Origin of the sequence: Tunturiibacter gelidiferens, assembly GCF_014201335.1 — a bacterium.
GTDB lineage: Bacteria > Acidobacteriota > Terriglobia > Terriglobales > Acidobacteriaceae > Edaphobacter > Edaphobacter lichenicola_E.
This window is the reverse complement of sequence record NZ_JACHEB010000002.1, coordinates 351,505-366,369: the sequence shown is the minus strand read 5'-3', so window position 1 is coordinate 366,369 and position 14,865 is coordinate 351,505. Positions and strand designations below refer to the sequence as shown.

Annotated in this window: 8 protein-coding genes; 4 read left to right on the top strand and 4 right to left on the bottom strand. The window is 52.6% G+C overall.

From position 1 onward, the window contains the following. Positions 1-187 precede the first annotated feature (187 nt). Positions 188-3,655 (bottom strand): carboxypeptidase regulatory-like domain-containing protein, encoded by a 3,468-nt coding sequence (locus tag HDF14_RS05290; RefSeq protein WP_183974252.1) that lies wholly within the window; start codon positions 3,653-3,655, stop codon positions 188-190. 487 nt (positions 3,656-4,142) lie between these two features. Here HDF14_RS05290 and HDF14_RS27420 point away from each other — a divergent pair, with 487 nt between their 5' ends. The 4 genes from HDF14_RS27420 (at position 4,143) to HDF14_RS05270 (ending at position 11,345) form a co-directional block, all read left to right on the top strand. Next, a complete protein-coding gene (locus HDF14_RS27420; protein ID WP_183974249.1) occupies positions 4,143-4,769 on the top strand; it encodes an SOS response-associated peptidase in 627 nt (208 codons plus the stop codon). A gap of 125 nt (positions 4,770-4,894) precedes the next feature. After that, positions 4,895-6,373, top strand: coding sequence for a xylulokinase (xylB, locus tag HDF14_RS05280; protein ID WP_183974247.1), 1,479 nt, complete (start codon positions 4,895-4,897; stop codon positions 6,371-6,373). A gap of 141 nt (positions 6,374-6,514) precedes the next feature. After that, a complete protein-coding gene (locus HDF14_RS05275) occupies positions 6,515-8,248 on the top strand; it encodes a sodium:solute symporter family protein (RefSeq protein ID WP_183974245.1) in 1,734 nt (577 codons plus the stop codon). 406 nt (positions 8,249-8,654) lie between these two features. After that, entirely contained in the window at positions 8,655-11,345 is a 2,691-nt protein-coding gene (locus HDF14_RS05270) for a glycoside hydrolase family 3 C-terminal domain-containing protein (RefSeq protein ID WP_183974243.1), read from the top strand. Between the two features lie 301 nt (positions 11,346-11,646). Here HDF14_RS05270 and HDF14_RS05265 read toward each other — a convergent pair whose 3' ends face one another. Genes HDF14_RS05265 through HDF14_RS05255 form a run of 3 tightly spaced genes read right to left on the bottom strand, consistent with a single transcriptional unit; the run spans position 11,647 to position 14,858 of the window. Next, positions 11,647-13,065 (bottom strand): alginate export family protein, encoded by a 1,419-nt coding sequence (locus tag HDF14_RS05265; RefSeq protein WP_183974241.1) that lies wholly within the window; start codon positions 13,063-13,065, stop codon positions 11,647-11,649. A gap of 27 nt (positions 13,066-13,092) precedes the next feature. After that, entirely contained in the window at positions 13,093-14,025 is a 933-nt protein-coding gene (locus HDF14_RS05260) for a glyoxalase (RefSeq protein WP_183974239.1), read from the bottom strand. 11 nt (positions 14,026-14,036) lie between these two features. Then, the gene (locus HDF14_RS05255) at positions 14,037-14,858 is read right to left on the bottom strand and encodes an MIP/aquaporin family protein (protein WP_183974237.1); all 822 of its coding nucleotides are present in this window, start codon (positions 14,856-14,858) and stop codon (positions 14,037-14,039) included. Between the last annotated feature and the right edge of the window lie 7 nt (positions 14,859-14,865).

Genomic DNA, 14,865 nt, shown 5'->3' with positions numbered 1-14,865 from the left:
GGTTGCGGCGCATACGACGAAAGGAAGCAGCGGCCGAGTTTTGTGGAATAGACGCATCATGGAGCCGAAGGAATATATAGAAGTATGCTATCGGAACAATTGCAGGTTCAACGGTGAAGCTAAAGAAAAGCAGTGGCTGAGAGAAAGCCACTGCTCGGGGTTATGTCGCTTGAAATGTATTGATCCATCAGAACAAGAACTTCGCTCCAAACTGGAGAACACGTGGATCGTAGGTCGAGGTGACTTGTCCGAAGTTGCCACTGGTAAATCCGGTGCTAACGTTATTAAATTCAGTGTGGTTGAAGGTGTTATAGGATTCGGCTCGGAACTGGAACCTTGGCCCTTCGTGAGAGGTAAGCCTAAACTCTTTGAAGACGGCAAGATTCCAGTTGAAAAGACCAGGGCCAACGATCGCGTCCTTACCAGCACTCCCGTAGCCCTGATTAGTGCCACCAGCCCAGGGTGCGAGAGGTGCTGCGAAAGCATTGGTGTTGAACCACGCGAGCTGCTTCTTGGGGTAACCGACCTGGCTAACGAGATTCGGGCGATTGGTGGTACCGCCTCCTAGGCCAACGGTATCGGTTCCGTAGTTGACGTTGATCGGAACGCCACTCTCTGCAACCGTTACTCCTGAGATCTGCCATCCACCGATCAAATTACGTTCCCAGGCACTGTTCGAATGGAGGAAGAACGGGAGTTCATAGATGTAGTTTGCGTTGAAGATATTGCGGCGATCAAAGAGGCCAGACCCGCGGTCATAGTTCAGATTGAATGGATCTGAGACTTGTCCACCCGAACCGGACAAAGTGGAGGAGGTAAGATCGCCACTTTGGATATCAATCTCGTGCGACCAGGTGTACGCGAGCTGGATGGAAAAGCCGTGTTTGGCTTCCATGCGCAGGGCTGTCTGCAATGAATGATAGCTGCTGTTGGTGGTGTTCTCGGTTTGCGTGATATTACCCCATCCGGGATAGGTCCTGAAGAAGTTCGCATTTTCTCCGCCTGCAACCGCTTGGCGTTCCGTGAACAAGCCGGTACCAGGGTCGCTAAGAGGTAGAGTGTTGATCGCACGTTCGACGTTCTGATGCCAACCCGTCACGCCAACATACTGTGCCGACGCTACAACGGACGGTGCCACTTCGCGTTGGATTCCCAGGCTGAATTGAATTGTTCCGGGATTCGGATAGTTGTACGCCAGATTGGTGAAGTTCGCTGGAGAAGTTGGGGATGAAGCGAGAGCTCCATTCAGGCTGCTCTGATTTGGATTGGAGAAATAGATAGCGTTTACTGACGGTTGATAGGCGAACGGTGGATTTACGTCAGTCCCATAGATGTCGTTCCCTTGAACGCGTTCGAAGAACATACCAAAGCCCGACCGGATAACAGTTTTTCCGTCACCTGAGAGATCATAGGCAAAGCCGACGCGAGGCTGAATGGTTCCGTAGGAGTTTTGCACCAGCCCCCTCGGAATTCCCTGACCTGCGAGCGCCACGCCATTCAAATAGAACGGCACTGGTGCTCCTGCGGGTTGACTGAATCCAGCTCCGTTGGGATTTAGAGTTCCATCAGATCGAGGAACTTGAGCGTTGGCAAGGTTGAAGGCTGACGGGATGAAGTTCGACGTACGATTGTTCTTTTCATAGACGTGTGGCAGAGCATCGTACCGCAGACCGAGGTTTAGAGTAAGTCTGGGTAGAGCATGCCAATTATCTAAGGCATAGGCCGAATAGGTGTTGTTGACCCAGTGAGCAGTCTCCTGAGCCTGGAGCTGGGTATAACCGTTCGCAAATCCAAGCAGGAAATTTACATAGGAATCTTTCGCATAGGCTCCGTCATTGAAAGTGTAGTCACCCTGCGTATCGGCTTGTTGCTGCTGATTTTTGTCCATTCGCATGTAACCAGCGCCGAATTTGAAGGAGTGCCTCCCTCGGGTCCAGGACAGGTCGTCACGAATTTGGTAGTCGAGAAAGGAATTATGCCAGGGCCAATAGTTGGTCGTGTAAGTGGTTCCAGGCCCGACTCCAGAGAAGGCAACAGATGGCAGCCGATTGAGCGCATTGTTACCGGTAAAAATTCCCGTGGCTGTCCAACCGGCGGGTTGCTGGTAGATACCTGCGTTTGTGATATCGATCGTGTTGCCATTAACATTCAGGGCGGTCTCATTCAAGAGGGTTGGGGAAATAACCTGCCCCAGACTGATGACGGAAGCCCATGATGGATTTGCAAAGACATCTCCTACCGTGGGGTAGCTGTCGCCACTCCACATAACTGGGAAGATAGTTTGCGACATTTGATCGTGAATCCAATGACCCATGAGGTGAAGTTTGTCGTTGATGTTGTGATCAACTCGGACGACGTCCTCTCTGACATCTGTAGGCTGTTTTGGGGAAGCAATGTACTGATTGCCAGGAGCGTTAGGCATTGGAATTGCCCCGGTTCCCATGAAGAGGACGGCATTGGAGTCAAACAGTTGGTGAGGAATCGTTGAGACACAGGCAGTCGCGCTGAAACATGTGTGCGCAAAGGGCTGCCCGGCCGTCAGGCCTAATGAGCTGTATTGCGCCAGTTTGGCCGGATCCGTCGTCACCGGAACCAGAGGCAGCACGGCAGCATTGTTTGCGACGTAATCTGTATAGCTCAGATCCTGTCCCGCAACAGGGAAATTCGAAGCAGGGATCGTTTGCGCAGCGTTCGGATTGGCGCCCTGAACAAACTTACGCCACTCTTCGCTCCAGAAGAAAAAGGTCTTCTTGCGATCCTTATTGTAGAGGCCGGGAATCCAAACCGGGCCTCCAATGTCTCCTCCATAAATATTCAAACGGAGTTCTGGCTTCGGTTGTCCGGCCTGTTTCGAGAAATAGTTGTTCGCGTCGTAGGCATCGTTGCGGTTGAACTCCCACAACCCGCCGTGGAAATCATGAGTACCAGATTTGAGAATCATGGTTACAGTGCCGCCCGACGAAATTCCATAGTCAGGACTGTAGTTACTACCCAGTATCTGAAACTCGGCGATTACATCCGGAGATGGCATTACATCCAGTTTGCCTCCGCTCCCGCGGTCATAAACTTCGCCACCATCAATGAGCCAATTGTTATGGTCCGGACGCATGCCGTTAAAACTCAGATTGAAACTGCTGCCCTGCGCGGTAACACCATTGAAGGATGGGTTGGTGGTGGAGACGCCTGTTCCCAAAGTCGTCAGTGAAATCACATTGCGGCCATTCGTCGCCAGTTGCTCGATTTGTTTTCCCGTGATGAGAGAGCTGACCTCATTGGTTTCCGATTGAACCTGAAGAGCGTTGGCCTCAATTGTTACCGTTTGCGACTCTGCTCCCACGGAGAACGTGATGTTCGCCCGGAGCGTTTGCGCAACGTTCAGTACAAGCCCCGATGTTGAGAAGGTCTTAAATCCAAGGGAAGTAGCTTTCAAGTCATAGATTCCGATCTCTAATCCCGAGAGGTCGTAAAGGCCGGATTGACCTGATTGCGTTGTTCGAACGGTTCCTGTCGCCCGCTGCGTTGCGCTTATCGTGGCGTTCGGAACAACGGCTCCAGACGGATCCGTCACAATTCCGGTGATCTCTTGGGCTCCTGCCAGGAGCGTCGTACAAACGACGAACATAAAGAACTTCAAAGCGCTTGTGAAAAATTTCATAACTCTCTCCTCGTCCTAGCCTCAAAAGTCTTACGTAGTGTTATTTCGGGCAAACAAAAATATGTGGTTAGTGCACCCATACGTTGGCTTTCAGTTTGAAATTGAAATGCGTTGGGTTCGTAGTAGAAAAACAGGCAATTCTTTGAAATGTGGCCAATTTTAAAGCCTAGAAAGCAGCTAGATTCGAACGTCCAGCGGCAACCGTCAGTCGAAAAGTTCAGAGGAATCTCCGGTATCTGCACGGTCCAATTACAAAAGCTCTTGGACGTTTTGATAATTGTTTCCCCAGCGAAATAAATCGTGCTATAACGTTTTAATGATTGCGCCGCGAATAGTATCGGTCTTCGGGGTTGGCTGTCAAGCGCAAATTGACGGACCCTCGTATTCGATACGTGCACACACTGTATCTTCCGTTGTGGTGACTAGATAGCTCGATTAGTTACTTACACGGTGACGAGCAGACGACGCGTGAAAGGAGACCTTCCGGATGTGCAGAAGGTACTATCGTTCATTTCATGAATCGGGAACGGAACCGTTGGCCGGTCTCAGTACGACGGACAACTCGGCGATATTTCCTCAGGAAAGGTGCGATGTTAACCCCACGACATTTCAGCCTGTCATTTTAGAAATACCGTCCTCACGGAGTCGCCAGCTTGTCACAATGCGGTGGGGCATGATTCCTCGTTTCGCCAAGTCTCTGTCGCAATTTCGAGGGTCTGCCACGATGAATGCTAAAGCTGAAACGTTATCGATGCGATCAATGTGGCTTGACCCGCTATATAACGGACGGTGCCTCGTACCCGTCTCAGGCTTCTATGAGTGGAAAGACTCTGACCTGGATAGAAAATTCTACGCCGTGGAAATGACAGACCGAAAGCCATTTGCGCTCGCCGCTCTGTGGGACTCATGGAAGAATCCTCTAAACGATCAAGAGATCCTCAGTTACAGCATCATCACCACGCAATCTAACAATTTATTAGATGGCGTGAGTACGCGAATGCCTGTAATCGTCGAGACGTGCAACTATGATCGATGGCTGACGAGAGACGAAAAGAGCAACCCGCCGTACGACCTGCTTCGCCCACTAGCATTCAGAAAAGATGACGCTTACTGAGTGTGAAAGCCAACCTCTTGACCGTCGGCTCAATTAGGTGTCGTCTGCGAAAAATACTGTAGATTCTATAACTGAAGCGGCGCGCTACTTTTGCGATCGCCGCACTCGCAAATGACAGGATAATCATGTATCTCGGAATTGACTGCGGAACTCAAGGTACAAAGGCTCTTTTGGTCGATGCAAATGGATTTCCATGCGGTCATGGCTATGCACGACATCAGATTATCGAACGTGAATCTGGGGCTCGAGAGCAGAACCCAGAGTGGTGGATTAGCGCGTTACGACTCGCAGTATCGGAAGCGATCGCTCCCGCGGCAGATCGCGTCATTGCAATTGGAGTCTCAGGGCAACAGCACGGCTTAGTGGTCTTGGACGAGAACCATCAGGTCATTCGACCGGCAAAACTATGGAACGACACGGAAACGTCCGCTCAGAACGAGGAATTGATTCAACAGTTCGGCGGACGTTCGGAGTGGTTTCGCCGCTTCGGCATCGTTCCGCTCACAGGCTACACAGTTTCAAAGCTCCTGTGGTTGAAACAAAAAGAGCCGCAGCACTTCACTCGTATACGTCACATTCTCCTACCGCACGAGTACCTGAACTTCTGGCTCACTGGTGAGGTTTGCGCTGAACCCGGGGATGCTTCCGGAACTGCATTTTTCAATGTGAACACCCGGACGTGGCAGCGTGAAATCCTGGACTTTATCGACGGTGGCACCGGACAACTCTTCGCCGCTCTACCACGCCTGATCGGCTCCGACGATGTTGTCGGTCGGATACGACCGGAGGTTGCTGCAGAACTAAAATTGCCATCGACCACCGTTGTCTCCTCAGGAGGAGGCGACAACATGATGGGCGCAATCGGAACTGGAAACGTTCGCGAGGGCAACGTCACGCTAAGCCTCGGAACCTCGTCCACCGTATATTCGTTCAGCGAGAGAGCTCCCAGAGACCCAACCGGCAATGTCGCTCCGTTCTGCTCCTCGTCCGGTGGTTGGTTGCCCCTGGTCTGCACGATGAATGCTACAAACGTAGTGACCGCGACGGTTGCCCTTATAGGCAAGACCTTGGCAGACATCGACACGGCTCTCGACCTGACCGAACCGGGAGCAGGTGGTCTGACCTTTCTGCCTTTTCTCAACGGTGAGCGCACTCCTGATATGCCCAATGCGCGGGGATCGCTGGTCGGCATCTCTACGACCAATTACACCAAGCCCAATTTTCTTCGCGCCGCTGTTGAGGGAGTGACCTTCGGTCTCCTGAACGGGTTGGACCTTGTGCTCGCTGGAAAGCGGGCAGAGTCTATCCAGGTCATTGGAGGAGGGGCTCGTTCCTCAGCCTGGAGGCAACTACTCGCTGATGCAACTGGCGCTCAAATCAGTGTGCCAGCCGAAGAAGAGTCGGGCTGTCTCGGAGCGGCAATCCAGGCGATGGTAGCTTCTAGTCGAATGAATGGGATCGCCCAAACATTTCAGAGCGTAACGGATCGGTGTGTCCGTATCGATGGACACTCGACCTCCGAACGGCGAGCGACTTTTCGTGCTCAGTATGATTTATCTCGTCATCGATATAACGAACGACTGCGAGAACTCTACCGATCATAGATTTGATTGTCATACCCACGAAAACGGGTCGCAGATTCTCGACGGAGTATTGATTTCGATCGGTACTTTTCATTGACAATGACACGTGCATGCTCATATATTTCGAGGCGCGTAAAAAATCTAAAGTAGGCGAGTCTTTAAATGCATTTGGCCTCAGCGGCAGTTCTATTCGCCTCTTCGCAACTGACTCATCTTGTGCCGCTGGATGTCCTCATCTTGGTGCTGTATTTTGCTGTCGTCATCTTTATCGGATTCTATGTAAAAGGTTCTACCAATACGAGCGAGGAATTCTTCCTTGCAAACCGTGAAATGAGCGCGTGGATTGCCGGGCTGAGCTTTGTCTCGGCGAATTTAGGTTCACTGGAGCTCATGGGATGGGCGGGCTCTGCTTATCAGTACGGTATTTTAGCGATGCATTGGTATTGGATCGGGGCTATTCCGGCAATGCTCTTTCTCGGCATTGTGATGATGCCGTTCTATTACATTTCACGAACCCACTCTGTACCGGGGTATCTCAAGCTGCGATTTGGCGAGGGTGCCCGGGGTCTTTCGGCTGCCTGCTTTGCTTTTATGACCATCCTGATGTCGGGCGTGAATATGTATGCCATGGCCGTAGTAATGCAAACCGTACTTGGCTGGAATATGACGTTTTCGATATGGGTCGGTGCGATTACAGTTGCAATTTATGTAATGCTGGGCGGTCTCCGCTCGGCGATCATTAACGAAGTTTTACAGTTTGTTTTGATCTGGGCTGGTGCAGCCCTAATTCCGATCCTTGGCCTTATTGAGGCTGGAGGATGGACGAATCTCAAAGCTCAAATCGCAGCAAACGTGGGATCGAACGATTACACGCATCTTTGGTCTACGTTGGGTAGCTTTAAATCGAATCCGATGGGCATCCACTGGACGGGAATAGTCTTTGGCCTGGGTGGCGTCATTAGCTTTGGTTACTGGACCACCGATTTTCTTGTAGTGCAGCGTGTGCTCTCTGCTAATAACTTGCGCTCCGCTAAGTTGGCGCCGGTAATAGGCGCAGCATTCAAGATGGCGGTCCCACTTATCGTGATAGTTCCAGGTTTGCTGGCACTTGCCGTTTTAAAAAATGCAGACGGAAGCCTGATGCATTTAGTTCCTGGCGATGTCGCAAAAATTACCGGGCAGCACGCCTACGACGAAGTACTTCCACTCATGCTCATCCGATATTGCGGACCAGGTCTCTTAGGGCTTGGCATCACCGCGCTGGTGGCAGGATTTATGAGCGGCATGGCTGGAAATGTCAGCGCCTTCTCAACCGTGTGGACCTATGATCTCTACGGCGCCTATATAAACAAAAAAGCGAGCGATAAGCATTATGTCGCGATGGGGCGATGGTCAACAGTCGTAGGTATGTTGATCTCGATCCTGACCGCCTACCTCGTTGCACACGCAACCTCAATTATGGACTATGTCCAGGCGCTCTTTAGCTTCTTTATCGCACCGCTATTTGGAACAGTTATCCTCGGCATGCTTTGGAAACGTGCTACTAAAGAGGGTGGGTTTTGGGGTCTCTTAGCAGGCACAATAGGATCCATCGCAATGTTTATTTACGTGCACGTGGGGGGGAAGCAGGCCCTTTCACGCATTGCACTCTCCTCAGATGCGCAACCTATGGCCGAAAATATGTATCGCGCTTTATGGAGTTGGATTCTTTGCGTTGTCATCACGATCGGGGTAAGCCTTGTTACCAAACCAAAATCTGACAGTGAATTGAATGGACTCGTCTACGGCGCAACAGCTATTCCGGACGATGGGTCAAGAACTCTTCTGCAAAAGCCCATCTTTTGGGCCGGCGTAGTTGCAGTAATTTTCGTCTTTCTCAATCTCATTTTTTTCTAGGGCCGAATTGTAAATAAAGGGGCACCCTCATGGCAGAAGGCACCGGGCGTGGCGATTTACTCTCTATTTGGTTTTTTGTAGGCATTCTAACTCTTCTTTATGGCATCGTACTTCTCCCCTACGGGGCTTGGGCCTGGGCGACAGGACGAGAAGCACATACAGTCTTGTTCCAACTTCATCCCACATTTTGGTGGGGTCTCCTTCTCTCTATTTTGGGGGGTTTCTATACAAAAAGATTTTGGCCGCGGAGTGAAGACCGAATGAAGACTTAAGAGTTGAAATATTCAGGATTGCTCGCGTCAATTATTGAAATTGAGAGCACCCGCTAGCCAGGTTGCTTTGGCAAGAAGCCTTGATCGAAGTGGGCGCCCGTTCAAAATTCATTGCAAGGCTCGGAGTCTTACATATGCACAGATTCGGCATGACACTGCTCGCTATTTCGCTTGGTCCCTACGCATTCAGTCAGACAGCAGATCGTCTCCCCTATCAAGATCCCCATCTTCCTGCACAGCAACGAGCCGCTGACTTGGTCAGCCGCATGACGCTCGACGAAAAAGCCGCACAACTGGAAGATTGGGCCACCGCCATTCCCCGGCTCGGGGTGCCGGACTATCAGACCTGGAGTGAAGCTCTGCATGGAGTCGCAAACTCGGGATTTGCCACAGTCTTTCCACAAGCGATCGGTTTGGCAGCCACATGGAATACGGCGCTCGTTCAACAGATTGGCGATGTTATTTCTACAGAAGCACGTGCGAAGTTCAACCAGGCGCAGCGAGAGGGCAATCATCGAATCTTCTATGGGCTCACGTTTTGGTCGCCGAATATTAATATCTTTCGCGACCCACGCTGGGGCAGAGGACAGGAGACCTACGGAGAGGATCCGTTTCTCACTGGCAAGATGGGCGTAGCTTTCATTACCGGCGTGCAAGGATCTGATCCCGAGCATCCTAAGGCGATTGCAACGAGTAAACACTTTGCCGTACACAGTGGTCCAGAGTCGCAGCGCCACGTCTTCGACGCGAAGATCGAGCCGCGGGATCTGGAAGAAACCTACCTGCCTGCGTTTCGTTCTACTGTAGTCGACGGACATGTGAAGTCAGTAATGTGTGCCTACAATGCTGTGGACGGCGTTGCGGCCTGCGCGAACGACATGCTGCTTAAGCAGCATCTGCGTGAGGCGTGGCATTTCAATGGCTTCGTTGTTTCCGACTGCGCAGCGATCGTAGATGTCACGAACGGACATCACAATGCTCCAGATATCTTGCACGCTGCAGCCCTTTCAATCCGCTCAGGCACTGATTTGTCTTGCAGCATCTGGTCGCCGGGCTTTAATACCTTGGCTGCAGCCGTTCGCCAAGGGATAGTTCCAGAGGATCTGTTGACACGCTCTGCGCAAAGACTCTATACGGCGCGATTCCAACTTGGAATGTTCGATACTTCGGGCCTTTACGACGCCATTCCGTATTCGGTAAATGCATCAGACGAACATCGCGCGATTGCGTTGAAGGCAGCAGAAGAATCGCTTGTGCTCTTGAAGAATGATGGATTATTGCCGTTGGAGAAGAGCCCCAATCAAATCGCTGTTATAGGACCGACCGCGGATCTATTGGTCTCTTTGGAGGGGAACTACAACGGTACAGCGTTGCATCCTGTCTCTCCACTGGATGGTATAGAGCAACAGTTCCCGCATGCGAAGATTCATTACGCACAGGGCGCGTCGCTGGCCGATGGAGCGGAGGTTCCCGTACCTCGCACTGTTTTTGTCGAGGGTCTGAAGACGGAGTTTTTCGCGACAGCAGACTGGACGGGACGGCCTGTGGCTATCCGGACCGATCACGAGATTCAATACGATTGGCGCGACTCGCCACCAACGCCCGAAGTTGCGACCCACGACTATTCTGTTCGTTGGAGCGGGAAAATCCAGATGCCTGCATCTGGTAAATACAGATTTAAGCTCGAAGGCGGTCAGAGCTTTCCTTACTCTCCCAAAGAAAGCTACCGGGTGGTCTTTGACGGAAAAGTCTTGCTCGAAGGAAACCTGAACGGAGGAAAGCTGGAGATGGGTGCCTTCTCCGTGCAGTCGGGCGCCTCTCCAACTGCACCTCCGGTGATGTCGGGGTCCAAGCCCGCGAACTTTGAGTTAAATTTTGACGATACCAGGCCGCATAACATTGAGGTGTTTTATAGCCATTTGGGCGAGCGCGCTGGCGGAGGACTAACGCTAAAATGGCAAGCGCCTGCGCAGGCACAGCTCGACGAAGCCGTAACGGCTGCGAAGCAATCCGATGTCGTTGTTGTCTTCGTGGGCCTCTCTCCGCAGTTAGAAGGAGAAGAGATGCCTATTAAAATTGAGGGTTTTAGCGGAGGGGACCGCACCAACATCGATTTACCTGCATCGCAGCAGCGCATGCTCGAAGCTGTTGCTGCCACAGGGAAGCCAGTGGTCATAGTCTCTTTGAGTGGGAGTGCGCTTGCGCTTCGATGGGCCAAGCAACACGCGAACGCCATCATACAAGCGTGGTACCCCGGTGTTGATGGCGGAACGGCTATTGCACGAACCATCGCTGGCCTAAACAACCCCGCCGGCCGGCTTCCGGTAACCTTCTATGCAGCAACCGAAGATCTCCCCGCATTCACGAATTACTCCTTAAAGAACCGCACCTATCGATACTTTTCTGGGGAACCGCTTTGGGGATTCGGATTCGGAATGAGCTACACGACGTTCAAGTACGACCAGATCTCTCTTTCAGCGACGTCGCTTGATGCGGGCAATCCACTTACAGCAACCGTGGCGGTGACCAACACCGGAAGCCGAGAAGGAGACGAAGTAGTCGAAGCTTACCTGAAAACTCCCCAGGTGAATGGACCTGTGCGGACACTCGTGGGATTCCAACGAGTGCATCTGAATCCTGGAGAGCACCGCAGTGTGTCGCTCGTGCTTGCTCCCCGTTCTCTTTCAAGCGTTGATGATCTCGGGCAGCGATCCATTCTACCGGGCACCTATCAACTAACCTTGGGGAGCGCCCAACCCGGTCAGAGTTCCGAATCATCAAAAACGACTTTCGTTATCCGTAAGACGATGTCGCTACCGAAGTAAATCTTCGTATCTCACATCCAATTATCAGCGGCGAGACCCGCTACTTCGTATTGGTACGAATTAGCGTTGCTCAATACGAAGTAGCGTTCTATTTCACAGCCTCTATTTCACAGCCACCACCACCAGCAACCTGTCAGACTAAACGCTATTTCGTACTGGAGAGCCCATTTCAAGCTCGAATTCACAACGATATTCTGTACTAGATTCAGAGGTATTGGATGCCAGATAGAATTCTTCAGCGATACAGGATACTGGCTTCACGGTAGCGCTTTCCGCATAAATCAACCCTCTCCTCGTCAGACTAAAACTTGTAGCCGGTCCACAGAGCCCAGTAGTTGAGGTTGCGCCCAGGTTGCGTCTCCTTCAGGAAACAGCCCGCATAAAAGATCCCGTAATCCGCCTGAAACCAGAGGTGGCGATTCGCCTGCCATCGAATCTCAGTGCCGGGCCTATGTCCGACGAATCGTGCATGACTACCATCGGCGGCCCTGATCAGGAACCCCGGCACAGCGTAGACGCCATCTTCAAGGCTCTGTCTCCACTGAAAAATCCAGTCGATAGACACAGACACACTATGCGGAAGCGCCGTTTCGATGTGAGGATGAACGTCAATGAAATTGATGGGGCCGGGACCCGTTGTGGCAAGCACGCCAAAGTAGTTGCCTTTTGGAAATAACGGATTGAAGGTCCCGAGGGTATTCGAGCTTGGATGATCTCCGCTCGAGATATCAGCCCTCACGCTGAAACGCGGTTTCAAGGGTACAGTCGGAAAGCGGTAGCCGGTTTCAGTCGCGATCGTCCATGCCCGAATATTCCCCGAGCCAAATGTGCCAAACTGCCAGAGGCCCTCATCGTCAAAGTCCCATCCTGGACGCTCGGTGGCTATCGGGCGAGATATCCTGGCGCCCAGGGATTGGCGGACCTCATGCGCTGTGCCGCGTTGGAAGGTCGCCGCCTTCCGATCCAAGCCTAAGTAGTACAGGTCTAAGGAAGCTTTGTGGGGCAAAGACCGAGTGGCATACAGACCCCAAAAACTAACGGTATTTTCCGGTGCATTGTCGAAGAACCCAGGGTTGTCCTCGTCCGGACGCAGAGCAAAGCCATCCACTTGCCAGGAGTCGATTCTGCTCTTCACCATAAAGCCATCGAAGCTCAACCGGACGTTTGGGCCCTCCCGCACATCAATCAAGCGCCCGGAGCCGTACTCAAGCTCATGCCTTCCGATTCGGAGCTCGATCGATTTCGAATTTGACGAACTACTGAGTTCCAGAAACGCTGACTGAAAGTCGAGCTTCTTTTCATCGATGGGACGCGGGCCGCCTCTACGGAATGAATTTAATCCGCTCTTCAGTTCGATGAAAGTACGGACATGGCTGCCATAATGCAAATCGAAATAGGGCATGTACCTTTCATTGAGGTAACCGTTCCAATAAGGAGATTCGCCCCAGTTGTCGTTTCCGATCTGCTCCCAGACCTCGCGGGCTTCGCCGCCCATGGTCATGTACCAGTCATCGGCGTTCTTGCGCAGCGAGATGTATTTGATGGGGTCCCAAAAGTCCTCCCGGAGACTTCTGTCGCGCAAAAAACTCCAGTCCTCATCCTCCCTCAGCAGCTCGTAACTCCGATCTTGGATTACAGATGGGGCTGTTGCCACTGCCTGGGCATTGGATCTCGGCACTCCAATCAAGAGGGCCGCCGCCAGGATTAGAACAATTCTCATCAAACACACTCTATCAACGGGCGGACTCTATTTGCTTGAGGACGAGTGGATCTCGGCAATATACCCGCCAGGAAATTGAACGAGGGCCGCATTCCTTTGATCCGCAGTGTAGGGAGGGACCAGAATCTCTACTTCGGCCGCCTTTGCCTTGGCAAGGGTATCCGTTAGGTTTGCGACCTCATAGCCGGTCGTCTCGCGTCCGTAAGGATAGGGAATATGACCATCCGTTACGAGCACGGTCGACTTGCCGAAGGACGATTCGATCCGGATTCTGCGATAGATGTCCTTCGGCCGTCCGATCTCTACGCCGGGCGCGTGCGGGTCATCTGAAACCACTTTGCCGTGAGAAAAGTCCAGGAAGCTCCGAAGAAATGCCTCCGCTTTGTTGGTGGAGACATAGACCCGGTTTTCCGGAATTGTCTGGAGCGCTTTGTAGGACGGAGCGGTGGTATGCCAGTACAGCTGCATATTCACGCCGCCCGGCCATTGGATGACGACATCGCGTCCGATCGGATCATTAAATGGGCTCACAAGCACATCTGCTCCATCCTCGACTGCAGTTCGGGTCGCGTCATCCAGATCCGTCACCAAATAACCTGTCCGCTCCGCGCCGAATGGATAGGGTATTGGTGTCTTAAAACCAAACACCGACACGCTTCCTACTGGTGTCAAGACCAGTTGCGACATCGTGCTGCTCGGAGTTGGCGTCACGGTAAAGACGCCTTGTTTCGTGGTCGTGCCTCCAAAGGTCGCAAGAAGACTGGCCACGAAGCGATCGAAATCCTCCGGCGAGACATAAACGTGAGTTGTATCGTATTGCGGTGCCACTCCCGGGTTCGGCGTTGACGTAGAAGCGTGGACGACCGGCGGCGTAGTCCCTAACAACCATGAAAGACCTGCGCTTCCATAGATCAGGAGGACGGCGACGGTGGTCACGCTAAGGTATCTGGTGGTACGCATTGAGATCTCCTTTACTTCGGGACCGGTATTTTAGATTTGATTCGTTCCGAATTCCCGATGATGCCGCATAGCCTATGGGTCAATACCTTTCGACGATACAGAATGAGCGATCTCAGCCATGCCGCGACTGCTGCTCCCACCACTGGGGCTATCAAGTACACCCATAGGAACCGTGTTTGTCCCGAAATGACCGCGGGCCCAAACTGGCGGGCAGGGTTCAGACTGCCTCCGGTCGCTGTTCCTAGTACCGCGATCCCGATTCCTACGAGAGCCCCAACAATCCAAGGCACGAACGGCGTCAGTCGCTGTACCGCGAGGCAGAGCCCGACGACGAACACGATGACCGCCATGCCAAAAGCCTCGGTTGCGAATAGCTCCCAGGTCGACCATCCCGGTCCTGGCTGGAGCGCGCCATATACTACCGACGGTTCAGCCACCACATTGCCCCACACCCTGCGGGAGGCGACGACCCCAAGTACGGAACCTACTAATTGTGCGATGGTGTAGGGGATGACCCCAGTTCCGGGAAAAACTCCGAAACGCCACATGGCCAGCGAGATGGCCGGATTAGTATGCCCCCCGGAGGCCCTTCCCGGCGGACTGAGAATCAGCCCGGCAAGCAGAAGTGCGACAGCAGCACCCACGATCCAGAGTTCCGCATGGATTCCGGGGATCGTCCGTGAGATGGGCGACGGTCCAATCACCCACCTCACGATACTGACCACGCCGAAAAGCAGAACAGAGGTAAGGATCAGCTCAAACGCGCTGTCTCGCGCCACTCGACCAAAGCTTACACGCCCCGCATTGTTGGGCAATTCTGGAGATTGATCCATTGCTTAC